Below are 22,817 nucleotides of genomic sequence, written 5' to 3'. Positions count from 1 at the left end.
GGAAGAACTCGGAGGCCGACCCCCGGAGAAGCCCGTGCACGACGCTCCCGACACCCCATCGAGCCCGCCCCCGCCCTCCGGCGGCGAACCCCTCGTCCGCATCCGCGGTCTGAGCAAACGGTTCGGCGGCACCCTCGCGCTGGCCGCGGTCGACCTCGACATCCACCGGGGCAGCGTCCTCGCCCTGCTCGGTCCCAACGGCGCCGGGAAGTCCACCCTCATCAAGGTGCTGGCCGGGGTCCACCACGCCGACGAGGGCGAGGTGACGGTGGCGGGGCACCCGCTCGGCTCCCACGCCGCCACCGGGACCATGTCCTTCATCCACCAGGATCTCGGCCTCGTCGAATGGATGACGGTGGCCGAGAACATCGCGCTCGGCACCGGCTACCCACGCCGCCGCGGACTGATCTCCTGGCGGCGGACCCGCGAGCGCTGCGCGCAGGCCCTGCGGCTGGTCGCCGGGCACCTGGACGCCGACGCCCGTGTCGCCGACCTCGCCCCCGCCGAGCGCTCGCTGGTCGCCATCGCCCGCGCCCTGGCGACCCGGGCCGAGCTCATCGTCCTCGACGAGCCGACCGCGACCCTCCCCGCCGCGGACTGCGGCCGGCTCTTCGACGTGCTGCACGCCCTGCGCGACCGCGGGCACGGCATCCTCTACGTCAGCCACCGGCTCGACGAGGTGTACCAGGTCGCCGACACGTTCGCCGTCCTGCGTGACGGCCGCGTGGCCGACCGGGGTCCGCTCGCCGGCCACAGTCCCGCCCGGCTGGTGCACGCCATCACGGGCCGCGAACCGGCCGGCCACCGACCCGCCACCACCCCCTCCGCCGGCCCGCCCCTGCTGAGCCTCGACGGCGTGAGGACCGCGTACGCCGGACCGGTCAGCCTTGACCTGCGGGCCGGCGAAATCCTCGGCATGGTGGGCCTGACCGGCGCCGGCCACATGGACCTGGGCCGCGCCCTCGCCGGCGCCCGGCCCGTCCTCGACGGGCGGGTGCTGCTCGGCGGCCGCCCGTACCACCCCCGCACGGTCCGCGCCGCCCTCGCCTCCGGCGTGGGCTTCGTGGCGGGCAACCGTCAGGAGGAGGGCTGCGCCGCGGAGCTGACCGTACGGGAGAACTTCCTGGCCAACCCCCGGCCGGCCGGTGCTCCGGCGCCGCACTGGATCAGCCCCCGCCGAGAGCGCGCCGAGGCCGCCACCCTGATCGACCGGTTCTCGGTGCACCCGCGCGACAGCGAGGTGCCGATCGCCACCCTGTCCGGCGGCAACCAGCAGAAGGTGATGGTCGGCCGGTGGCTCCGGGGAGGACTGCGCCTGCTCGTCCTCGAAGAGCCGACCGCCAGCGTGGACGTCGGCGCCAAGGCCACGATCTACCGGCTGCTCGACGACGCGCTGGCCTCCGGCCTGGCCGTACTGCTCGTCTCCACCGATTTCGAGGAGGTCGCGGGCGTGTGCCACCGCGCTCTGGTGTTCGTCCGCGGGACCGTGGGCGCCGAGCTGGCCGGCGCGGCGCTCACCGTCACCGAACTCACCCGGACCGCCTCGGCCATGCCCCCCATCACCGGAGCTGCGACAAGCCGATGACCGACTCCCCCTCGCCCCGATCCGTACCGGATCGCCTTCACGGGCACCACCTCATCGGCACCTACGGCCTCCTGGTCCTCGCCGCCCTGCTCTTCCTGGTCTTCTCGCTGGCCCTGCCGGACACCTTTCCCACCCAGGACAACGTCTCCTCGATCCTCTCCAACCAGTCGATCCCCGCCATCCTGGCGCTCGGCGCGACGCTCCCCATCGCCGCCGGCAAGTTCGACCTGTCCATCGGCTACGGTCTCGGCCTGGCACACGTCATGGTCATGTGGCTCATCGTCGACCAAGGCTGGCCCTGGCCCCTCGCCTGCCTGGTCGTGGTGTGCGCGGGAGCGGCGGTCGGCGCCCTCAACGGCGTCATCGTCGAGTTCGGACAGATCGACTCCTTCATCGCCACCCTCGGCACCGGCAGCATGATGTACGCCTGCAGCGGCTGGATCACCGACGGCGCCCGCATCGTCCCCGGCCCGGACGGCCTGCCCGCCGCGTTCACCGGCCTCTACGACTCCCGGTTCCTGGGGCTGCCGCTGCCCGCCTTCTACATCCTGGCCGTCGCCACCGCCCTCTGGCTGCTGCTGGAGCGGCTGCCGCTCGGCCGGTACCTGTACGTCATCGGCTCCAACCCGTGTGCCGCCGGCATCCTCGGCATCCCCACCCGCAGGTACTCCGTCTACGCCTTCGCCGGATCGGGCCTGGTCTTCGGCTTCGCCGGAGTCCTGCTCGCCGCCCAGCAGCAGACCGGCAACCCGAGTGTCGGGCTGGACTACCTGCTGCCCGCCTTCGTCGGGGCGCTGCTCGGGTCCACCACGATCAGGCCCGGCCGTGCCAACGCCCTCGGCACCGTCGTCGCCGTCGCCGTCCTCGCCATCGGCCTCGCCGGCATCGGCCAGCTCGGCGCGCAGTTCTGGGCCACGCCCCTGTTCAACGGCGGCACCCTGCTCATCGCCGTCGGCCTGGCCGGCTACTCCGCCCGCCGCCGCCTGCGCGCCGGTGCCACCGCGACCCGCAGCGCCCCCGCGGAGCCGCCGGCCGCACAGGCGAAGGACACCCCCTAGGACACTTCGTACGCGCACCCGCGTCAGGAGCACCATGTACGCACACCACAAGGCCACCTTCACCGCCGCAGCCCTGCTGACAGCGGCCGCCGCCCTCCTGGCGGGCTGCGGGTCCGGCTCGTCGGCCGGCAGCGGACCGTCGCGGGCCGGCTGTCCCGATGCCCTCGCGAAGGCCGAGGCAGCCGTCCAGCGGGCCGAGAACCCCGATGCATCGTGGAAGGGCCCCACCGACGGCCCCGCGGCGGTTGCCGACAAGACCCTGGTCTACGTCGCGCAGACCATGACCAACCCCGGAGTCGCGGGCGTCGCGAAGGGGGTCGGGGAGGCGGCGAAGACCATCGGCTGGAAGCTCCGGGTGATCGACGGCGAGGGTACTCCCGCGGGCATCCAGGCGGCGCTCAGCCAGGCCGTCACCCTCAGGCCCTCGGGCATCGTCATCGGCGGCTTCGACCCCCAGCTGACCGCCCGGCAGATGGCGCAGGCGCGGGCGGCGCACATCCCGGTCATCGGCTGGCACGCGGTGGGCACCCCGGGCCCGAGCGAGAACCCCGCCCTGTTCACCAACGTCACCACGAAGGTGGAGGACGTGGCGAGGATCAGCGCGGACTGGGTCATCGCCCAGTCCGACGGCGACGCGGGGGTGGTCCTCTTCAGCGACGACTCGATCCCGTTCGCCAGGAACAAGGCCGAACTGATCAAGCGGCAGCTCGCCACCTGCCCGGGCGTGACGCTCCTGGCGTACGAGAACATCCCCATCCCGGACGCGAGCAGCCGTACCCCCCAGGAGGTCTCCTCGCTGCTGTCCCGCTTCCAGAAGAAATGGACCCACTCCGTCGCCATCAACGACCTCTACTTCGCCGACGCCGCCCCGGCCTTCCGTGCGGCCGGCAAGCCGGGCTCCGGACCGCCCTTCAACATCGGCGCGGGCGACGGCGACCCCTCCGCCTTCCAGCGCATCGACCACGAGCAGTTCCAGGCGGCCACCGTTCCCGAACCGCTCGTCGAGCAGGGCTGGCAGATCGTCGACGAGTTCAACCGCGCCTTCGCCGGCCGGCCCGCCAGCGGCTACGTCGCCCCCGTCCACATCGCCACGGCCGCCAACAGCGGCGGCGCCACGTCCTGGGATCCGCCCGGCTACCGCGAGGCGTACCGGAAGATCTGGGGCGGGTGAGCGGCACTCGGGGTGCCGACGCCGAAAGGACCGGGTCCGTCGGGTGACGGGCCGGGCCCTCTCGGTCGGAGGCCGGTCGGACGCGGCAGACTCGGTCAGACGCGGTCGGCCGCGATCAGGACGTACTGGAAGGAGCCGTCCTTGTAGGAGTTGATGAACGCCTCCTCGATCCCGGTGACCAGCGGAGACGTGGCCCGCAGCTCCCAGTAGGGCAGGGTCGCGGGAGTCAGGTCGATGACGGCCTGCGGTACGAGGCGGTTGTCGGCCATGGCCCGCAGGTACTCCCGGCGGGAGTGGATGTTGCACTCGAAGTGCGCGTTGATCTGGGAGACCCACTTCGAGGGCTGGCCGTAACGCGGGTTCCAGCAGCCGGTGATGGTCACGTAGCGACCGCCCACGGCGAGCACGCGGGAGTGCTCGGCGAACAGGTCGTGCAGGTCGACGTACATGCTCGACTCGTTGTTCCAGGAGGCCGCGGCCTGCCCGGTCTCGAAGGGCGTGCTGAGCATGTTGCAGACACGGGCGCGGACGTGGTCCTCGATGCCGAGTTCGCGGGCGCGCTGGTTGCCGAAGTCGGCCTGCTTGGCCGACAGGGTGACACCCTCGACCTTGCATCCGAAGCGCTGGTGGGCCATGACCATCGAGCCGCCGCGGCCGCAGCCGGCGTCCACGAGGGTGTCGGTGCGCTCGATGGGGCCGAGGTGGTCGAGGAGGAGCTCGGCCTGCGCCGACTCCAGACGGTGCAGCTCGGCGATCAGCTTCTTCTCGGATTCGCTGTCGTCGGCGCCCCCGAGGGCGGCGTGGTCGACGTCGCCGATGCCGTAGTGGTGGTGGTAAAGGCCGTCGACGTCGCCGAGACGCAGGTTGACGGGCCTGGCCTCGTGGTCCCAGTAGCGGGCGATGTCACCCTGGTAGGGCGTCGTCGGAGCGGGGATGAACACGGAGGTGCCGGCGGAGGCGGTGGCGGCTGCGAGATCGGTGGTGGCCATCAATAAGTCCTATCTTTACCAGAAATCGGGCAGGCTGTATCGGTAGGTATTGGTCTGGTGCCAGTAGTGGTTGCCGTCGACCCACACGGCCACTCCCCGCAGGAAGCGCAGCACGCTCGGGACCGGGCAGGTGCCGGCCAGGTCGGCGGCCGCGGCCTCGAAGTCGTGCATGAGGTCGTTGTGGACCTCCACCGCCTTCAGGTAGGCCTCCCGGTCGGAGCAGCCCTCGCGGTCGGCGATGACCACGGGCAGGTTCAGGTGCCGGCCGGGGCTGGCGAGTTCCTTGGTGTAGGAGTACAGGTCGTTGACGATGGTGGTGGCGTTGCCGGCGAGCGCGATGACGCGCTGCATGGCGGCCTGCGCGTGGAGGTCCGCCGGCAGTTCGTAGCCGCCGACGGTGTCGGTGATGGTGGGGCAGGGGCGGAAGTTGTTGAACTGGCGCATCGCCAGGTACTCCCACACCTCGGGGACGTGGTCCGTCTGGGCCCAGGCCCCCTCGGCGAGGTATCCCAGGTGCAGACGGGCCATGTCGTGCCGGAACCGGTCGGCCTGGGAGGGGCTGGCCTGCTGGAGGAAGTACTCCATGGCGGAGCGGTAGGCGCGGCGGGGGGCGTCCGAATGGAGCGACCGCGCCCACTCCGGGTGGTACTCCTTCGTCGTGTGGAGGGGATCGAGGGCGGTGTGCGCCAGCAGCAGGCGTCCGCCGAGGCCGATGGGCGAGCCGCCGTGGTCCTCGCAGTAGCAGTCGTCGACCGCGTTCTCGGCGACCATCAGCCGGGTCGCGAGCATCAGATGCTCGACGGTGGGGGCGTCGGGGTGGCAGGCGACCATGTAGCGCCCGACGGAGAAGCCGTCGAACTCCCCCTCCCAGTCCTCGGGGTACAGCTCGACCTCGTCCACCGCCCAGTCCTTGATCCTGCGGCTGACCTCCTCCACGCGCACCGGATCGGGCTCCGGGACCGGGTGGTGGTAGAGCCCCGGGATCGGGTTGCCCTCCGCCGGCGCCTCGGGCGGCGGGGACACCGGGAGTTCCTCCCGCCGGGCCGGGTACAGGCTCGCCGTACCGATTCCGCTGGGGCCCCGCAGGATCCGGTCCAGGGCGGGGCTCGGCTGCCTCGCCGCGGCGGGGGCCGGGGCGGAGGACGGGCCTGCGAGGGAAGGCGGGCCGGGGAGCGAAGGCGGCGCGGGGCGGGATGGCGGTGCGGGGAGCGAAGGCGGCGCGGGCGGCGGGGGCACGGCGGGCGCGGCGACGACGGCGGGCTCGGCGCCCGATGCGTGGGCGGTGGCGAGGACGTGGGCCCCGAAGCGGGCGGCAGCGGCGGGCAGGCTCGATTGCGGCGGGGAAAGCCCGGGATCGGGCATCCGTGGCTCCTTGGTGAGGTGGGTGGGCTGGCCCGGATCCCGGGCGTGCTCGGCCGACCCGGGAAGGTCCGGGCTCTCATGGCCGTCGGGCGGCTCGGCCCGGATGTGGGCTAGGGCGTCTCTTTCGGATCTTGCCGGTGAAGCCCGCGTCGCCCGGTGTCATGGGGTCTCCCCAGGCCCGAAGGGCCGAGGGGAAGCATCGCAAGGCGGAGGGGCGCCGGAGTACTGGACGTACTCCGGCGCCCCGACAACGCGGCGAGGTGCGGTGCCGGGCGGCGCGGGCGAGGCAAGATCCGAAAGAGACGGCCTAGTCGCGCCTGCGGGCGATCTGCACGTTCTCGAGCACGCCGAGCGCGTCGGGCACCAGGATGGCGGCGGAGAAGTAGGTGGTGACCAGGTAGGAGATGATCGACTTCTCGTCGATGCCCATGAAGCGCACCGACAGGCCCGGCTCGTACTCCTCCTGCAGACCCGTCTGGTGCAGGCCGATGACGCCCTGGTTGTCCTCGCCGGTGCGCATGGCGAGGATCGAGCTGGTGTTCTCCTTGCTGATGGGAATCTTGTTGCACGGCAGGATCGGGACCCCGCGCCAGGCCGGGACCTGCTGCCCGCCGACGTCGACGTGGTCCGGGTAGAGCCCGCGGGCGTTGAACTCACGCCCGATCGCCGCGATCGCCCTGGGGTGGGCGAGGAAGAGCTTGGTGCCGCGGCGGCGGCAGAGCAGCTCGTCGAGGTCGTCCGGGGTGGGCGGGCCGGAGTGGGTCTGGATCCGCTGCTTGAAGGCGGCGTTGTGGAGCAGGCCGAACTCCCGGTTGTTCACCATCTCGTACTCCTGGCGCTCGCGCAGCGCCTCGACGGTGAGCCTGAGTTGTTCCTCGGTCTGGTTCATCGGCCCGTTGTAGAGGTCGGCGACCCTCGTGTGGATCCGCAGCACGGTCTGCGCGATGGAGAGTTCGTACTCGCGGGGCTTGAGTTCGTAGTCGACGAAGGTGCCGGGCAGTTCGGCCTCGCCCGTGTGGCCTGCCGACATCGCGATCTCGGCCTCGCCGTGGCGGTTCTGCCGCTGATGCGGAATCGAGCTGAACTGCTCGATGTGGGACTGGAGATGCGGAGCCGTGCCCAGGATGGCGGCGAAGTCGGCGCGGGAGAGCGTGAGCAGGGTGCCGGGGGTCTCGGCGGTGGCGGTGTAGTCCCACTGGGCGTCGGCGTCGAGCAGGGCGTTCTCGCCGAACCGGTCGCCGTCGGCGAGCACCGCGACGGCGACCTGGTCGCCGTACTTGCCGACGGAGGACTGGCTGATCCGGCCGTGGGCGATGAGGTAGATCTGCTCGGCCGGGGTACCGCGCTCGACCAGCACCTCGCCCGCGCGGAAGTCGCGCTGGACGCACCGGCCGGCGATCGCGGTCAGCACCTCCAGGTCGTCGAAGCCGCGCAGCAGGGCCAGTTCGCCGAGCTCGCGGGGGATCACCTGGACGTGGGCGCCGTCCTGGACGAACTCGATGCGCCCGTCGCCGACGGTGTAGCTCAGTCGGCGGTTCACCCGGTAGGCGCCGCCCTTGGTCTCCACCCAGGGGAGCATCCGCAGCAGCCAGCGGGAGGTGATCTCCTGCATCTGCGGGGCGGACTTGGTCGTGGTGGCAAGGTTGCGGGCAGCCGAAGTGCCCAGGCTGGACTGCCGGGGCGGGTCCAGCTGCGCTTCCGGGCTGGTGTCAACGGTCATCGGGCGAGCGCTCCTTCGTCAGGGCGGCGATCGGCGTACGTGCGTATCACCGGTGAAAGAGGAAAAAGAGGGCGAATATCCGGGAATCCGTCCAGATCCCGGGGAACAGTAACGGCCCGTGAGCCCGGTCGACCATGAGAAGCCGGTGGCATTACCTCGAAGCAGTGATCTTGTCGGGCCCGATGTTTGGCGGGCGATCGACGACATCCGTCCTGGTCAAGAGGGTGTTCTGGGCGCGGCGTCGGCCGCTCGCCCCTTCTCCCCCGGCCCCTGGGACCAAAATTGACGGTTCGTCAGATCGAGATCGGACCGACCCCCCAGGGCCCACCCCGGCATCCGCACCGCACTGCGGCAATTCCAGGCCATCCGGCGAATGTCCGGGACGGCACTCAAGCCCTGCCGGGAGAGGTTCTCCGTACTTCAATTACTTCCAGGAAAGTCGGCCAAATCGAGTCAATATCCACCAGGGAACTCACTGCTGACGGTCGATCATCTGCTCACAGCCGGTGATACGATCATCGCACTTGCGGAGCGGCGGATGGGCGCACGACGACATCTCCGACCACTGCGGCCATCCAGGCGGTACCCCCGGCACGGACGGTCCGCCGGTCCACCCGCATTGACGGAATTCAGCAACTGGCCGTCAGTCGCCTGAAGAGAGTCTTATGACGCATTACATACAGAACCCAGTGCTCTGGGCCCTGCTCGTCGCAGTCGCCGGCGCAGTCGCCGTCATCGTCCGCCAACGCAGGGCGGCCCGGGTCCTACGGCAGGAGTTCGACGGGATGAAGGCCCGTTACGCCGACCTGGAGAACAGTTTCTCGAAATCCGTCGAGGCCGAGAAGGAGCAGGCGCAGGACGCGACGAAAACCGTCCTCAAGTCCGCCATGCGGACACTTCAGGGCCTTGCCGCCGAGCAGCAGTCGGTCATCTCCGGGCTGCAGAGCAAGTACGGCGAGTCCGTCATCCTCCAGGACCTCCTGGAGATCGACCACACGAACTCCCAGTTCGGTCGGCGCGCCCAGTCCATCGCCGTGTTGTGCGACGGCTGGCTGGGGCGACAGCGCGAGGTCGCCTCGGTTTATGACGTGGTGCGCAGCGCGCAGGGCAGGATCCGGCACTTCCGGCGGGTGGAGATCCTCTCGCAGGTCGACTTCGGTATCACCAACCGGACCGTCGAAGCCGTGGCGCTGGCTCTCGCCGAGCTGCTCGACAATGCCACCAGCTATTCGAGCCCGGACACCGTGGTCGAAATCAATATCCGTACCGTGCCCAAGGGCATTTGCATCGTCGTCGACGATGCCGGCGTCGGCATGAACGACGAGGAGCGGGCCCGGGCCGCGAGGCTCCTGTCGAGCGAGCGGGTCACCGGTGTCTCAGGACTCGGCAGCCCTCCGCAGTTCGGCTTCGCGGTGATCGGCGTGCTCTGCGAGCGCTTCGGATTCGAGGTTTCCGTGGACTCCAGCTCACCGTACGGAGGCGTGCGCGCGGTCCTCCTCCTGCCGCACGAGCTGCTCACCGCCATGCCGGAGAAGCAGGCCCCGGCGCCGGCCGTACGCGGCTCCGCGGCGGAGCCGACCGGACCGGAATCCGCGGTGACCACCTCCTCGACCATCGACGGTCTTCCGAAGCGCAGCCGCAAGCGGCCGATGGCCATCGTGCCCGGCAGCATGTCGGCGGCGCCCACGACGGCCCGCTCCGACGCCGAAGCCGCGGCGGTCATGGGGGCCTTCCAGCGGGGCACGGAGTCGGGACGGGCCGTACGTCCGGGCTCGGCGGACCATACGAGCAGCACACGTGATGCGAGCAGCGAAGGGCATGAGATCCCGTGAACAACGATCTGTCATGGATGCTTGACAGCGCCTTGGAGATTCCCGGGGCGCTGCACGCGGTCCTGGTCTCCGCCGACGGTCTGCTGATGGCCCGGACGAAGGACTTCGACAGGGACAACGCCGACACGGTCGCCGCCGCGATGAGCGGGGTGCAGTCGCTCAGCCGCTCGCTCGGGTTCTTCGTCGAGACGGGCAACCTGCAGTGGCGCCAGACCCTGGTCGAGTTCGACGGTGGCTGGGTCTTCCTGATATCCGCCGGTGCGGGCGCGTATCTCGGCGTCTCGGCCTCGCCGGACGTCGACATGCAGGACATCACCTTCCGGATGCAACAGCTCGTCGGCCAGCTGGGCAAGGCCCTGACGACGCCGCCGCGCGAGAACCTCGGCATACGCTCATGACCGGCCACGGCGAACTGGAGCCCGGTGCCGCGGATTTAGTGCGTCCGTACGTCATCACCCGGGGCCGCGGCCTGCCCGACGAGGAGCAGCTGTCCCTGATCACCCTGGTCACCGCGGCGGGTGACGAGCAGCAGCGCCCGACCCGGTTGTCTCCCGAGGAGCAGGGCCTGCTGGACCTGTGCACCGCCGGCTACCTCTCCGTCGCCGAGATCGCGGGGCACACGCGGCTGCCCATGGGAGTGGTGAAGATCCTCCTCTCCGCCCTCACCGAGGGCGGCTACCTCATCACCCGTCCTCCCGTGCAGCGCGCCCCGCTCACGGACCGGCACATCCTCGAGGAGGTGCTCAATGGGCTCCGCACCAAGTTTGCGTGAGCAGGCGTACGTCCGTGGCGGAGCGACGCAGACCGCTGTGAAGATCCTCGTGGTCGGTCACTTCGCCGTGGGCAAGACCACCTTCATCGGTGCGATATCGGAGATACCTCCGCTGTCCACCGAGGAGACGATGACGCACGCCGGCGAGTCCTTCGACGACCTCAAGGGCGTCCGCAGCAAGACCACCACCACGGTGGCCATGGACTTCGGCCGTCTGACCATCAGCGACCGCGTGGTGCTGTACCTGTTCGGAACGCCCGGTCAGCTGCGTTTCGTGCAGATGTGGGAGGACATGGCGCGCGGCGCTCTCGGAGCGCTGGTGCTGGTGGACCCCGAGCGGCTGGCGGACTCCTTCGCCGTGATCGACCTGATCGAGCAGTACGGCCTCGACTACGCGATCGCCGTCAACCGCTTCGACGGCACACAGGTCCGGGAGGAACGGGCGCTGCGCGAGGCACTGGACCTGCTCGACGACACCCCCATCGTCGCCTGCGACGCGCGCGACGCGAAGTCGTCCGCCGACGCGCTCATCACACTCGTCCGCTATCTGCTCCACCGCGCTCACTAGGACCCCACATGGACGCTCAACCCACCGCCCCCGTGCCCCCGCCCGGGTGCCCCGCCCACGACGTCGGCGGCCGGGTACCGCTGCACGGACCGGGCTTCGCGGCCGATCCCCAGGCGTACTACGACTACCTGCGCCACTACGGTCCGACCGCACCCGTGGAGCTCGCTCCGGGGGTGGAGGCGACCCTCGTCACCGACTACTCGACGGCGCTCCAACTGCTCCAGGACTCCAGCTCCTTCCGCAAGGACGCGCGCCGCTGGCGGGACCTCGCCGAAGGCAGGGTCGGCCCGGACAACCCGGTCGTGCCCGTGCTGGCGTACCGGCCCAACTGCATGTTCAGCGACGGCGTGGAGCACTTGAGGCTGCGTCAGGCGGTGACGGACAGCATGGCCCGCGTCGACCCGCGCCGGCTGAGCCGTACCACCGAGCAGGCCTCCAACTACCTGATCTCACAGTTCGGTTCACGCGGGTCGGCCGACCTGCTCGGCGACTACGCCAAACAGCTGCCGCTGTTCGTGTTCAACGAGCTCTTCGGCTGCCCCGCCGACATCGGCGACCGTGTGCTGTTCGGCATCAGCGGCATGTTCGACGGCGTCAACGCGGAGCGCGCGGTGGAGGTGCTGTTCGGAGCCGTCGGCGAGCTGGTGGCGCTCAAGCGTGCCCGGCCGGGTGACGACGTCACCTCATGGCTGATGCAGCACCAGGCGGCGCTGACCGACGAGGAGATGGTCCATCAGCTCGCCCTCCTGCTGGTGGCGGGCAACGAACCGCTGCGCAATCTCATCGGCAACACCCTGCACCGGCTGCTCACCCACGACGCGTACGCCCACAAGGGCGGTCTGATCGACGAAGCGATCGACGACACGCTGTGGGAGAACCCGCCCATGCAGAACCTCGCCCCCCACTATCCGGCGGCCGACATGGAGTTCGCCGGGCAGAAGCTGCGGGCGGGCGAACTCGTGCTGGTCAGTTTCGCCGCCGCCAACACCGGTCCGGCCCTGGCGGCCGCTCGTCAGGCCGGCAGCAACCGGGCCCACCTGGCGTGGAGCGCGGGCCCGCACGCCTGCCCGTCCAAGGAGCCCGCCCGGCAGATCACCGTGACCGCCATCGAGAACCTGCTCAACCAGCTCGCCGACGTCGAACTCGCCGTGCCGGAAGACAGTCTCGTTTGGCGTCCCGGCCCCTTCAACCGGGGCCTTGCCACGCTGCCCGCCCGGTTCACCCCGGTCAGGGCGGAAGGCCGGAACGTCCCGCACGCGCCCCCCGGGGAGCCCACGCTCCCCCAGTCGGCCGAGGCGGGGGCCAAGCGTGAACGGAACGGGAAGTGGAGCCAGTTCCTCAACTGGCTCACCAGGTGATCCACTCCACACCCGGCGGCTCCTCCGCCCTTGCGTGAATGATCGGCCTCGAGGGTAGTGACCAACGCGATGTTTCCGGCTACCCACGAGGCGAAGGAGGAGTCGTGGACCAGATGTCCGACGACGCCGCTGTCATGTACCTGCTCCCCACCGAGCCGGATTCCCTCGACACCCGCCTCTCCAGGCGGGTGTCTTCCCGGGCGCTCCGACCGGGGGCGGGCGCAGCGGCCGCTTCGAGGACCGGTGTCCGCAAGGCGCCCCGGGGGGAAACGCTCGGAGGCCACGCGGCGAGACAGGTCCTGCGGCTGTGCGAGGCCGCGGGGTTGAACGGGGCCGACTCCGCGGAGTACGCGCGGACGCTGCTCGCGGTGCTGGGCCCCGCGGCCGAGCGGCCGCTCGACCTGCCGCCCCCCGAGAGGTCCTTCCTCTCCGACGACCACACGCCGGTGGAGTTCTCGCTCTCCTTCGTACCGGACGCCGAACCGACCCTTCGGGTGCTGCTGGAGCCCGGGTACGGAGCCGGCAGCCTGGAGGACAACGGGCGCGTCGGGCTGCGGGTCGTCCGTGAGCTGGCCCAGCGGTGGGGATTCGGCACAAGGCGGCTGGACCAGCTGGAAGACCTGTTCTTCCCGCCGTCCCCCGAGGGGCCCCTGGCGCTCTGGTGCGCGCTGGAGCTGCTTCCCGGCGGAATTCCCAAGGTCAAGGTGTACCTGAACCCGGCGGCGTCCGGGCAGGAACGTTCCGCCGAGACGGTGCGCGAGGCCCTGGGCCGGCTCGGCCACCGGCGGGCGTTCGCGGCGCTGCCCGAGGGCGACCGCCACCTCTTCTTCGCCCTGGACCTGGGTGACTGGGACGAGCCCCGGGTGAAGGTCTACCTCGCGCACCACGACCTGTCGGCCGCCGAGGCAGCCGGGCTGTCCCGCATGGACGGCGGCCCCGAACCGGCCCAGACGCGGACGTTCTTCCGCCTGGCGGCCGGGCACGACACCGACGCCGCCGCCCTGGGGGCCGGCGACGGGCAGGGCCCCCGGCTCGACCGCCGGCCCGTCCAGTCCTGCCACTCCTTCACCGAGACGGCGACCGACCGGCCGAGCGGCTTCACGCTCTACGTCCCGGTCCGCGACTACCTCCGGCACGACGGCGAGGCCCTCGACCGGGCGGTGGCCGTACTCGGCCGGCACGGCATGGACGCCGCTCCGCTCCTGCGGTCGCTGTCCGCCGTCACCTCCCGGCACCTGCACGACGGGGTGGGACTCATCGCCTACCTGGGGCTCGCCCACCAGCAGGGCCGGCCGCCGCGGGTGACCGCGTACATCTCCTCGGAGGCGTACACGGTCAGGCCGCCGGTCACGGGCCCCTCCGGCCGGCGAGCCGCCCCTTAGGCCGTCCAGGCGTCCTGCAACTCCCGCAGGTCCCGTAGATAAGGGCCGACGTCCACCTGGACGGAGGTGCCCGCGGTCAGCCCGTAGCGTGCCTCTATGCCGCTCAGGTGCGTACTGATCTCCTCGCGCATGGCGTCCGCGGACGGCAGGGTCACCTCGCCGTCCACGACCCGCGCCACCCACCGCGCCTGGGCTTCCACGAGGCGCGTGATCGAGCCCACGGGACGGATCAGACCGACGAAGTACAGGCCGGACCGGTCCGGCGCGACGATCCGCTTGTACAACTCGACCGCCTCCTGCCGCGGCCCCGCCGGACATCCGGCGGGCAGGAAGGGGAAGGCCATGCGGAATCCGGTGCAGTAGACGATGGCGTCCGCCTCGACGGCGGTTCCGTCGGTGAAGCACACCCTGCTTCCGTCGAGTGAGTCGATCGCGGGCTTCGGGAGCACCGCGCCGTGCCGGATCCGGCTGAGGATCTCGTCCGAGATGGTCACCGCCGAGGAGAAGACCGGGTGGTCGGGCTCGGGCAGGCCGTAGTCCCCCAGCCTCCCCCTCGCCACGAACAGCGCCTGCTCGACGAAGCGCCGCTGCTCGGGGAAGGACATCTCGTTCCACCACGGCGCTTCGGCGATCAGGTCCACGGACATGCCGAAGAGCTGTTTGGGCACGACGTGCAGTCCCCGGCGGACGGACAGCACGGTCTGCGCGGCGTGCCGCGAGAGGTCCGCCGCGATGTCCACCCCCGACGCCCCCATCCCCACGACGACGACCCGCTGCCCGGCGAACTCACTGCCGTCGTGGTAGTCCATCGAGTGGAGGATCCGTCCGGTGAAGGAGCCGGAGCCCGGCGGCAGCGGATCCGGCGGAGCCGCCTGCGTGTTGTGACCCGAGGCGACGATCACCTGCTCGAAGCGCCGTTCCTTCGTCCCTCCTCGTGCGTCGCGGCTGGTGACCGTCCAGGGGCCGTCGCCGCCATCCTGTCGTACGGAGACCACCTCGGTGCCCAGTTCGATGCGGGGAAGCAACCCGGCCCACTCGGCGAAGGACCGCAGATAGGCGGCGACCTCGTCGTGCCGGGGGTACAGGGGCAGTTCGGACGGCATCGGGAACTCGGAGTGTGCGGTGAGCTGTTTGGCGCTGTTCAGGTGCAGCGACAGATAGGCCGGACCCGGCTCGCCGGCTCCCGGCCGGCGCCAGATCCCTCCGACGTCCGGCGCCGACTCCAGACAGACGAAGTCGATTCCCCTGACCGAGAGCGCGTGCGCGGTCGCCAGCCCGGACAGGCCGGCACCGATGACGCACACGGCCGCGGCAGTGGGAACGTCGGCAGCACGTGACCCGCTCAAGGAACCCTCCACAGAACACCATCCGTCCTCGTACCGGGCGTTGGCTTCCCGACTGGTCCTCGCCCCGTCCCGGCAAGGAGGTACACAGCAGCGCAGGGACCGCTGCGACGGATGTCGCGGCGGTCCCTGTACGGGAGCCCGGAGGCCTCACGATACCGACCGGCTCCGGGGCTGGGGGTGTGAGGTGAGCGGGCGGAACGGCCCACGGGCCACGCCCCGTTCGGCAGGGGCGCGAAGCGGCAGTACGCGCCTTTCATGGTTCGGCCGTCACGGCCGCGACGGGGCCGGAGCGACGAGCCGTCCGCGCAGGTGACGTTGGAGGCGTGCGTGGCGGAACTGGTAGACGGCGCCCACCTGGCGCAGGACGCCGCGGTGGTAGGCGTCGTCGAGGAAGGCGACCGTCGCCCAGGGGAGGCGGCCGGTCAGGGGCAGCCAGATGCGGGTGAGGAGTACCCACTGCCCCCAGGCGGTGAACGCCAGGGCGTACGAGAGCGCGCCGGCCAGCCCGCCGACGGCGCCCAGCGCGAACCCGTCGGCCATGGGCCAGGCGAGGGGCCCGGCGAGTCCCTGGAGGAGTTCGGTGATCAGTCGGCCGCCGAGGGCGATCACCAGGGTGAGCATCGGCGCGAGGAACAGGGCCTGGCGCACCACGATGCTGCGGTTGATGGCCAGCAGGTCCTTCGGGGTGGCGGCCGAGCCGAGGTCGATGGGCGTCTCCAGGGCTGCCACGAGCCCGAGCACCAGGCCGCCCGCCAGGCCGAACGTGAGCCCGTACACGAGGGAGTTGACGACGGTCGCCTCGACCACCGCCGCGTCGACCCTCATGTGCTCGTCGGTCAGCGCCAGTCCCGCGGTGACACCTAGCCCGCACCCCAGGCCCATCACGAAGCCGCCCAGCAGTCCGGCCGAGAACAGGGTGGCGAGTCTGCGGGGGGACGGTCCGGCCGCCCGCCGGCTGCGGCCGGGCAGCCGCATCCGTACGCGGGACGGCTCGAACGCCCGGATCCGGAACCCGGACAGCAGCCCGTAGACCAGCCCGAAGGCGAGGCCGACCGCGGGGCCGAACAGCAGCGCGTCCAGCAGGCCCGCGCTCAGCGTGAACGCGGCGCCGCGACCGGCGGCGAGGTTCTTGGCCGGGAAGACCAGCCAGTCGGCCAGGGCGGTGACCAGGGAACAGGCCAGGACGACGGCCAGGATGCGCGAGGACAGCCGCAGGGAGTCGCGCAGCTGCCACCACGCGAGGTCCTGGCGTTCGTGCTGCTCGGGCCGGTCCAGGTGTTCGGCGAGGTAGCCCAGGTAGTGCTGGGCGCGTTGCGGGTCCCAGGTACGGGCCCGGCGCGGGCGGCCGGCACTGGGCGCGGAAGCGGGGAGCCTGCGGTAGACGGTCGGTACGAAGCGGCCCAGCAGGTGCTCCTCGATCGCCTCGGGGGTCGGGAAGCGGGTGGTGTCGAGCAGTACGGCCGGGTCCTGGGCCGGGGTGTCGCTGTAGACGGTCCGGGCGAGCAGGACCATCAGCGGAGTGCTCAGTACGGCCGCCAGGGCGGCGCCGGCCTTGCCGTCCGGGTCCGCGCGCAGCCGCTCCAGAACGGGGTCCCACGAGGTGGCGGCCCGTCCGTCCCGGTCGAGCGGTCCGGTCGGGCGCGCGGTGCGGGGCAGGTAGTGGCCCAGGTCGTCGGGGTTCAGATCCATCAGTTCGATGCCGGCGGTCCTGCGCAGCACCTCGACCGTGACGGCTTCGGCGAACTGCTCGGTGCGGCTCGTCACGAGAAGCGGCAGCGAGCTCGCGTTGAGTTCCTGCAGGGCGAGGCCGAGCAGCCCGGTGGCGATCTCGTCGAACCCGTCGAGCACCGGCAGGATCCACCCGGCGTCCACCAGGGCGGCGGCCAGGGTCGAGCCGCCGGGTGCGCGCGCGTCGAGGTTCGGGTGGTCGCGCAGCAGGCGGTCGATCAGCCAGTCGCGCAGCGTGGTGACGGTCGGGTCCCACGATCCGATGCTGAAGATCACGGGCACGGGCTCGCCGTCGGACCGCTTGCCCAGGTGGTCGAGCACGAACCGCAGGATCAGGACGGTCTTGCCGGAACCGGCCCGGCCGAGCACCACCAGCCGCCCGGACCGGATGCTCCGGTAGACGTCGGCGATGTCGCCCAGGCCGCCGTCCAGGGACAGGGGTCCGGAGACGGTTCCGGGGGGAGTGCCGCGGATGTTGTCCCAGTGGTCCAGCAGTGCCTCGGGCGCCGACCGCCACCGCACGGGCAGCGGGAACGGGTCGTGGACGCGGCGCTGCTCCTCCTCGCGAATGCAACGGCTGTACACGTCGTGCGCCAGCGACTCGGCGACCTCGGCCAGGGCGCCCCGGGACGGCGGCGGCGCGGGCTGCACCGGCTGGGCCGACTCGACCGGCTGAGCGGGCTGCGCCGGCTCGGGTACGGGAGCACGTGTCGCGGGGGCGTCCTCGGCGGCGTCCTCCTTGCCGCGGTGAGCGGCCAGCAGGTCCGCCCAGACGTCGTCGCGGTCGCGCCGCAGCGCGTCGGCCAGGGCGTGCGCGACCCGCTTCACCGTTCCCATCCGGGCATCGGTGGGTTTGCCGGTCTCCAGCCGGTGGATGGTGCGCACCCCCAGCCGGGACCGCTCGGCCAGCTGCTCCTGCGTCATCCCCGCCTCGAGCCGCAACCCGCGGACAAACGCACCTAACTGGCTGGTCACTTGCACGCCTCTCCCCCGGCCGCGGCCTGCCACGTGTGCCGGAATTCCTGTCAGATCCCCGTCAAATCACTCTACTTGGGCGACCGGCCACATATGGCCGGTCGCTGGCATGGTCCGCCGACCAGCGCGAACACCACGATGGGTACCGGTCGCCGCACCGACGCGGCGCTCACCCCCGACCCAAGGGAGTTGACCGGTATGTCCACCCGGAAGCCGAACGGGCTCGCCCGCCGCCTCAAGTCCGTCTTCGCCTCGACGGCCCTGGTGCTCGCCTGCGCCGCCGCCGTGCCGCCCGCCGCGCACGCCGATCCGGTGAACCACTACTACATCGAGATCGGCGGGACCGGCGCGGCCGCCGACGCGCCCGATTGCACCACGAGCTTCGCGGCCGCGAACGAGCATCTGAACGGCGGCATCGCGGTTCCGGTCTGTTATCCGGCCAGCGGTGGCCCGTTCGTCGGGAGTCACAACGAGCAGCCCGCCCCCTGGGGGACCATGAGCTTCGGCGACAGCGTGAACCAGGGCTACTGGAACGCCCTGGCCGCACTGGAGAGCACCTACCGGGCCGATCCCACGGCGCGCTTCACGATCGCCGGCTACTCCCAGGGGGCCTGGGTCGGCGACCTGCTCCTCCAGACGATCGCGAACAACGGCACCGCGGTGCCCCGCGAGCAGGTCGACGGCATGCTCTACTCCGACCCGATGCAGCCCGGCACCGGCTTCTGGCACCTGGTCCCCGAGGGGGTCCTCATCCCGTTCGTGGCGTATTCCCCCGGCACCGGTCCGGAGGAGTTCCCCGGCGTCCCGGTCCAGCGCTTCTGCATCCAGACCGACGGCGTCTGTGACGCGACGTCCCTGGACTCCTTCGCCGGCTTCCTCCAGCAGCACCCGCGCTACTTCCAGGCCGGCAGCATCATCGAGACCACCCTCACCCACCACGGCGGCAGCGGGACCGTGTGGTACCCGGCGGCCTGATCCGGAGGCTCTAGGCCAACGGGGGGGGACACCCGTGGCGCGCTGTCAGGCCTCGCGCGGCGAGGGCGGCTGCCGCCACGGGTGACCCGGAGCACGGCATCGCGGCCCGGCCGGGGGGCGGGCCGCGGTGTCGTGCCCGGCCCCGGCCGGAACGGGCCCCCGGCCAGCGGGACCTCGGCGGAGGGGGCCGTCAGCAGAGCGGGTCCTCAGCGGAGGGGGCCCGCCGGCGGTGCGGGGAGCGCCGGGACGGCCTGGGGCAGCACGCGGGGTACGGCCGTAGGCGGCGCGGTGGTGCCGCACAGGGACCGGTCGCGGTAGTCCGTCAGGGCGGCGTCGGCCGGGTGGGGCAGGAACCGGGTGCCGCTCTCGTCGAGGCGCTGGTACTTCATCAGGTTGTACCCGAGCGCGAACTGCCGGGAGCCGTCCGGACTGGACATGGCCCACGTACCGGCGCCCCAGACGCCCCCGTCGTGGCCCCAGGCCGGTCCGCACGGCGTGTCCAGGGAGTAGAGGCCCAGGCCGTAGCGCATGACCACCGCTCCCGTCGGGTCCTTGACGTCGACGGTGGTGCGCATCTGGTCCAGCTGGCGGCGCGGCAGCAGGTCACCGGTCAGCAGGGCGCGGTAGAAGGTGTTGAGGTCCTGCGGGGTGGAGACGAGCGCGCCCGCGGTACCGGCCCAGGTCATGTTGTAGTCGCTGTAGTCGCGCGGCGGGTCGATGAGCCCGTAGAAGTTCTCGTACATCCGGGCGTGCGGGCCGTGGATGCGCGGGTCGGCGCCGGGGAAGTAGGTCTTGCGCAGGCCGGCCCGCCGGATCACGTCCTGGGTGATCACCCGCTCCGGATCCTGGCCGGTCACCTTGCGGAGCACCTCGCCCAGCAGCAGGTAGTTGGTGTTGGAGTAGGACCAGTCCGTCCCGGGTTCGAAGAGCGGGGGCCGGGCCACCCCGTACCCGATCAGTTCGGCGGGCCGCACCGTGCGCAGCCGGTGGTCGTCCAGGCTGGCCGTGGTCCCCTGCAGGAGGGAGGGGAAGGCGTCGCCGATGTAGTCGTTGATGCCGCTGGTGTGGTTGAGGAGCATGCGGACGGTCACCTTGCGGCCGCGCTCGCCGGGCAGCAGCTCGGGCACGTAGTCGCCGACCGGCCGGTCCAGGCCGATCCGGCCCTTCGCGGACTGCTGGAGCACGGCGACGGCGGTGAACGTCTTGGTGATGCTGCCGACGCGGTGCTGGAGGTCGGGGCGGACCGGACTGCCGGTGGAGACGTCGGCGAGTCCGGCGGCGCCGTCGAAGCGCTCGCGGCCGTCACGGACCGCGGAGAAGACGCCGTAGATGCCCGCCTGCCGGATCGCGTCCAGTCCTGCCTGGAGCTGTGCCCGGTCCAGGTGCCGGCCGCCCGCGGCCGGGGCGGGGGCGGGCGGCGGGCCCTGTCCGGCGGCGCTCGCGGCCGGGGCGAGGCCCGCCAGCAGCGCGACGGCCACGGCGCTCGCCGCGGCGGCGTGGCGCAGCCGGCGCAGGGGTCGGCCCGCGGGTCGGTCGGCGGTACGGGTGTGGGGCACGGCGGCTCCTCGTCGATGGCCCGTCGGGGGCCCGGCGTTCTGGGACACCTTCGAGTCTCGCCGCCGGCCCACCGCGCCACTTCCTCCGCCAGGACGAACCGGGCATCAGCCTCCAGACGGAGGGACACCTTGACAGGCCATTACATTTGTCACCTCCCGCCGGTGTCCGGGATGCGGGATCGGCTGTCGGCACGGGGGCGACGCTGACATCATGGCGCGGCAGCGGTTGGCGCGATTGCCGACTTGGCCGGAAGGGTGCGGCGTGGAACGGGACATGGAGTCGTTGCGGGCCGGGGATCCCTCGCAGGTGGGCCCGTACCGGATCGCGGCCCGGCTGGGCAGCGGAGGCATGGGGACCGTCTACCTGGGGCGTTCGCGCGGCGGCCGCTCCGTCGCGGTCAAGGTGATCCGGCCGGAGCTGGCCGAGGAGCCGGAGTTCCGGATGCGGTTCGCCCGCGAGGTCAGCGCGGCACGGCGGGTGAGCGGCGTGTACACGGCCGGGGTCGTCGACGCCGACCCGGACGGGGATCCGCCGTGGCTGGCCACCGCCTATGTCGCCGGGCCCTCGCTGAGCGAAGCCGTACGGGACCACGGGCCCTGGCCCGAGGAGCGGGTCCTGGCGCTGGCGGCGGGAGTCGCCGAGGCCCTGGAGGCCATCCACGTCCAGGGGGTGGTGCACCGGGACCTGAAGCCGTCCAACGTACTGCTCTCGTCGGACGGGCCGCGCGTCATCGACTTCGGGATCTCGGCGGTCGCCGAGGCCGTCACCGAACTCACCCGTGCCGGGACCCTCATCGGAACGCCCGGCTTCATGGCCCCCGAGCAGCTCACGGGAGGCAGGGTCACCCCGGCCACCGACGTGTTCTCCCTCGGCGCCGTCCTGGCGTTCGCGGCCACCGGCACCGGGCCCTTCGGCACCGGAACCGCCTCGGGGCTGATGTACCGGGTGGTCCACGACGAGCCGGACCTCGGCGTGCTGCCTGCCCGGGCGCGCGCGCTCGTGGCCCGGTGCCTGGCGAAGGACCCGGAACGGCGCCCGACCGTCTCCGCGCTCCTCGACGAGCTCGCCGGGGCAGCGGACACCTCGGCCGCCTTCACGTGGCTGCCGCCGCATCCGGCCCGGCCGTCGGGCTCGCCGGGGGCGGGCGGTGCGCCGGACGCGGCGAAGGCTCCGGCCGATCCGCGCACCCCGACGACCGTCGACCCGGTGGCTCCGACCTGGACCGCGCCACCGCCGCAGCCTCCGGTGGTCGCCGACGTACCTCGGGGATACGGTCCCCCGACCCTGGCCGGGCCTCGGCCCCGGCGGGGCGCCCTGGCGGCCGCCGGGGCCGCCGTGGTCGTGGTCGGCCTGCTGGCCTGGCTGGTCCCGCGGGCGATCGACTCCGGTGACGCCGGCAACACCAGCGGCAAGGGCGGCTCGGTCTCCTCGGCGGGGCCGGCCACCGGGCCGACGGGCGGGGCGTCCGTCGGCCGGGGCGGCGGTCCCGCAAGCACGGCCTCCGGCGCCATCCGCACCCCCGGCACCACCCGTACGCCCAGCACTCCGGTGTCACGCGCCCCGTCGCTGCCGCTCCCGGTCGTCGGTTCGTGGCAGGGGACCTATCGGTGCGGCCAGGGCCTGACCCGGCTCGACCTCACGATCACCTCGCCGGGCGGCCGGGCCCTGGAAGCGGTGTTCACCTTCTCCGCGCACCCCGACAACCCCGGCGTGCCCAACGGCTCCTTCACCATGATCGGCTCGTTCGACGGCGGCCGGATGACCCTGCGCGGCGACCGCTGGATCGTCCGCCCGCCCGACTACCTCACGGTGGACCTCGACGCCGTGGTCGTCGGGGAACGTCCGGCGGTCCTGTCCGGTGCGGTCATCAGCTCGGTGGGGAGCTGTACGAACTTCGCGGTCAGCCGCCGTTCGTGACGCTCCCGGGAGGCCCACCGTCCGGGGCCGCCCCCCCCTACGGGCAGGTCGGGGAACGCGACCCGAGGATGGTGCCGGGGGCGCCCTGGAGACATGCCCCGGTCAGCGGGAGTCGTCCGCGGGGCCCTCGGCCTCGGTGTACCACGTGACGACGCGGGCCTTGAGTTCGTCGATCGAGTAGGTGATCCTCGTTCGGACACCGTCCGGGCCGAGGAACACCGCCTTGAACGGCCAGGGTCCCTCGATGTGGCCCACGTGCTCCTCCGTGTCGTCGGTCAGTACGACCGCTCGCCCGCCGTCCAGGGTGACGACCCAGTAGGCACCGCCCTCCAGGTCGTCGAACACCTGTATCCGGGCCGCGTCGACACCCGCCTCCAGCAGCGTGGTGATCACACCGTACCGATGGGCGATGTCGCGGGGGTCGGACGTCTCCCTCCATGGCACCGCGACCGCGGCGGGCGGCACCTGCGCCGGCCTGCTGGGGCTTGCTTCGGGACGGTCGGCGGCGTCTCCCACGGGCAT

18 protein-coding genes are annotated in these 22,817 nt (G+C 71.9%); 11 read left to right on the top strand and 7 right to left on the bottom strand.

Annotation, left to right across the window (positions count from 1 at the left end; genetic code table 11):
* The first annotated feature begins 34 nt into the window (after positions 1-34).
* Genes ACZ4TG_RS18980 through ACZ4TG_RS18970 form a run of 3 tightly spaced genes read left to right on the top strand, consistent with a single transcriptional unit; the run spans position 35 to position 3,814 of the window.
* Positions 35-1,585: a sugar ABC transporter ATP-binding protein gene (locus ACZ4TG_RS18980; RefSeq protein ID WP_468164089.1), complete on the top strand. Its 1,551-nt coding sequence runs from the start codon at positions 35-37 to the stop codon at positions 1,583-1,585.
* A complete protein-coding gene (locus tag ACZ4TG_RS18975; protein ID WP_468164087.1) occupies positions 1,582-2,643 on the top strand; it encodes an ABC transporter permease in 1,062 nt (353 codons plus the stop codon). The genes ACZ4TG_RS18980 and ACZ4TG_RS18975 overlap by 4 nt, the downstream gene beginning before the upstream one ends.
* Before the next feature lie 34 nt (positions 2,644-2,677).
* Positions 2,678-3,814 carry a substrate-binding domain-containing protein gene (locus ACZ4TG_RS18970; RefSeq protein ID WP_468164085.1) on the top strand — a complete coding sequence of 379 codons (1,137 nt, stop codon included), beginning with the start codon at positions 2,678-2,680 and terminating at the stop codon, positions 3,812-3,814.
* A 95-nt stretch (positions 3,815-3,909) separates the two neighbouring features.
* Here ACZ4TG_RS18970 and ACZ4TG_RS18965 read toward each other — a convergent pair whose 3' ends face one another.
* The 3 genes from ACZ4TG_RS18965 to ACZ4TG_RS18955 form a co-directional block, all read right to left on the bottom strand.
* The gene (locus tag ACZ4TG_RS18965) at positions 3,910-4,803 is read right to left on the bottom strand and encodes a geranyl diphosphate 2-C-methyltransferase (RefSeq protein WP_468164083.1); all 894 of its coding nucleotides are present in this window, start codon (positions 4,801-4,803) and stop codon (positions 3,910-3,912) included.
* Positions 4,804-4,818: 15 nt separating this feature from the next.
* Entirely contained in the window at positions 4,819-6,165 is a 1,347-nt protein-coding gene (locus tag ACZ4TG_RS18960) for a family 2 encapsulin nanocompartment cargo protein terpene cyclase (protein WP_468164081.1), read from the bottom strand.
* 307 nt (positions 6,166-6,472) lie between these two features.
* A complete protein-coding gene (locus ACZ4TG_RS18955) occupies positions 6,473-7,885 on the bottom strand; it encodes a family 2B encapsulin nanocompartment shell protein (RefSeq protein WP_468164079.1) in 1,413 nt (470 codons plus the stop codon).
* A 665-nt stretch (positions 7,886-8,550) separates the two neighbouring features.
* Between ACZ4TG_RS18955 and ACZ4TG_RS18950 the strand changes: the two genes are divergently transcribed.
* From ACZ4TG_RS18950 to ACZ4TG_RS18925, 6 genes are all read left to right on the top strand, one after another.
* Entirely contained in the window at positions 8,551-9,717 is a 1,167-nt protein-coding gene (locus ACZ4TG_RS18950; protein ID WP_468164077.1) for an ATP-binding protein, read from the top strand.
* Positions 9,714-10,115, top strand: a complete 402-nt coding sequence (locus tag ACZ4TG_RS18945; protein WP_468164075.1) for a roadblock/LC7 domain-containing protein — start codon at positions 9,714-9,716, stop codon at positions 10,113-10,115. Before ACZ4TG_RS18950 ends, ACZ4TG_RS18945 begins: the two co-directional genes overlap by 4 nt.
* Positions 10,112-10,489 (top strand): DUF742 domain-containing protein, encoded by a 378-nt coding sequence (locus ACZ4TG_RS18940; protein WP_468164073.1) that lies wholly within the window; start codon positions 10,112-10,114, stop codon positions 10,487-10,489. The genes ACZ4TG_RS18945 and ACZ4TG_RS18940 overlap by 4 nt, the downstream gene beginning before the upstream one ends.
* Positions 10,464-11,057 carry a GTP-binding protein gene (locus ACZ4TG_RS18935; RefSeq protein ID WP_468164071.1) on the top strand — a complete coding sequence of 198 codons (594 nt, stop codon included), beginning with the start codon at positions 10,464-10,466 and terminating at the stop codon, positions 11,055-11,057. Before ACZ4TG_RS18940 ends, ACZ4TG_RS18935 begins: the two co-directional genes overlap by 26 nt.
* Positions 11,058-11,065: 8 nt before the next feature.
* Complete coding sequence (locus ACZ4TG_RS18930) at positions 11,066-12,415, top strand: cytochrome P450 (protein ID WP_468164069.1); 1,350 nt, start codon at positions 11,066-11,068, stop codon at positions 12,413-12,415.
* A gap of 113 nt (positions 12,416-12,528) precedes the next feature.
* Entirely contained in the window at positions 12,529-13,797 is a 1,269-nt protein-coding gene (locus ACZ4TG_RS18925; RefSeq protein WP_468164178.1) for a tryptophan dimethylallyltransferase family protein, read from the top strand.
* Here the strand turns inward: ACZ4TG_RS18925 and ACZ4TG_RS18920 are convergent.
* Entirely contained in the window at positions 13,794-15,143 is a 1,350-nt protein-coding gene (locus ACZ4TG_RS18920; RefSeq protein ID WP_468164067.1) for a flavin-containing monooxygenase, read from the bottom strand. The genes ACZ4TG_RS18925 and ACZ4TG_RS18920 overlap by 4 nt on opposite strands.
* A 267-nt stretch (positions 15,144-15,410) precedes the next feature.
* Positions 15,411-17,846 carry a helix-turn-helix domain-containing protein gene (locus ACZ4TG_RS18915; protein WP_468164065.1) on the bottom strand — a complete coding sequence of 812 codons (2,436 nt, stop codon included), beginning with the start codon at positions 17,844-17,846 and terminating at the stop codon, positions 15,411-15,413.
* Between the two features lie 198 nt (positions 17,847-18,044).
* Between ACZ4TG_RS18915 and ACZ4TG_RS18910 the strand changes: the two genes are divergently transcribed.
* Entirely contained in the window at positions 18,045-18,821 is a 777-nt protein-coding gene (locus ACZ4TG_RS18910; RefSeq protein WP_468164063.1) for a PE-PPE domain-containing protein, read from the top strand.
* A gap of 206 nt (positions 18,822-19,027) precedes the next feature.
* On the opposite strand, the gene ACZ4TG_RS18905 is transcribed toward ACZ4TG_RS18910, so the two are convergent.
* On the bottom strand, positions 19,028-20,377 hold the full coding sequence (locus tag ACZ4TG_RS18905) for a serine hydrolase domain-containing protein (RefSeq protein WP_468164061.1): 1,350 nt from the start codon (positions 20,375-20,377) through the stop codon (positions 19,028-19,030).
* A gap of 262 nt (positions 20,378-20,639) precedes the next feature.
* On the opposite strand from ACZ4TG_RS18905, the gene ACZ4TG_RS18900 reads away from it, so the two are divergent.
* The gene (locus ACZ4TG_RS18900) at positions 20,640-22,295 is read left to right on the top strand and encodes a serine/threonine-protein kinase (protein ID WP_468164059.1); all 1,656 of its coding nucleotides are present in this window, start codon (positions 20,640-20,642) and stop codon (positions 22,293-22,295) included.
* Positions 22,296-22,397: 102 nt separating this feature from the next.
* On the opposite strand, the gene ACZ4TG_RS18895 is transcribed toward ACZ4TG_RS18900, so the two are convergent.
* A complete protein-coding gene (locus tag ACZ4TG_RS18895; RefSeq protein ID WP_468164057.1) occupies positions 22,398-22,817 on the bottom strand; it encodes a hypothetical protein in 420 nt (139 codons plus the stop codon).

This window comes from Streptomyces sp. NPDC028314 (assembly GCF_055565795.1).
Note: the sequence above shows the minus strand (reverse complement) of the source record. Positions and strands in the feature narration are given on the sequence as shown.

Excerpts from the sequence above, each read along its gene's own strand:
- ACZ4TG_RS18975 (WP_468164087.1), top strand. The coding sequence starts at position 1,582 with ATGACCGACTCCCCCTCGCCCCGATCCGTACCGGATCGCCTTCACGGG.
- ACZ4TG_RS18970 (WP_468164085.1), top strand. The coding sequence starts at position 2,678 with ATGTACGCACACCACAAGGCCACCTTCACCGCCGCAGCCCTGCTGACA.
- ACZ4TG_RS18965 (WP_468164083.1), bottom strand. The coding sequence starts at position 4,803 with ATGGCCACCACCGATCTCGCAGCCGCCACCGCCTCCGCCGGCACCTCC.
- ACZ4TG_RS18960 (WP_468164081.1), bottom strand. The coding sequence starts at position 6,165 with ATGCCCGATCCCGGGCTTTCCCCGCCGCAATCGAGCCTGCCCGCCGCT.
- ACZ4TG_RS18955 (WP_468164079.1), bottom strand. The coding sequence starts at position 7,885 with ATGACCGTTGACACCAGCCCGGAAGCGCAGCTGGACCCGCCCCGGCAG.
- ACZ4TG_RS18950 (WP_468164077.1), top strand. The coding sequence starts at position 8,551 with ATGACGCATTACATACAGAACCCAGTGCTCTGGGCCCTGCTCGTCGCA.
- ACZ4TG_RS18940 (WP_468164073.1), top strand. The coding sequence starts at position 10,112 with ATGACCGGCCACGGCGAACTGGAGCCCGGTGCCGCGGATTTAGTGCGT.
- ACZ4TG_RS18935 (WP_468164071.1), top strand. The coding sequence starts at position 10,464 with ATGGGCTCCGCACCAAGTTTGCGTGAGCAGGCGTACGTCCGTGGCGGA.
- ACZ4TG_RS18930 (WP_468164069.1), top strand. The coding sequence starts at position 11,066 with ATGGACGCTCAACCCACCGCCCCCGTGCCCCCGCCCGGGTGCCCCGCC.
- ACZ4TG_RS18925 (WP_468164178.1), top strand. The coding sequence starts at position 12,529 with ATGTCCGACGACGCCGCTGTCATGTACCTGCTCCCCACCGAGCCGGAT.
- ACZ4TG_RS18910 (WP_468164063.1), top strand. The coding sequence starts at position 18,045 with ATGTCCACCCGGAAGCCGAACGGGCTCGCCCGCCGCCTCAAGTCCGTC.
- ACZ4TG_RS18895 (WP_468164057.1), bottom strand. The coding sequence starts at position 22,817 with ATGCCCGTGGGAGACGCCGCCGACCGTCCCGAAGCAAGCCCCAGCAGG.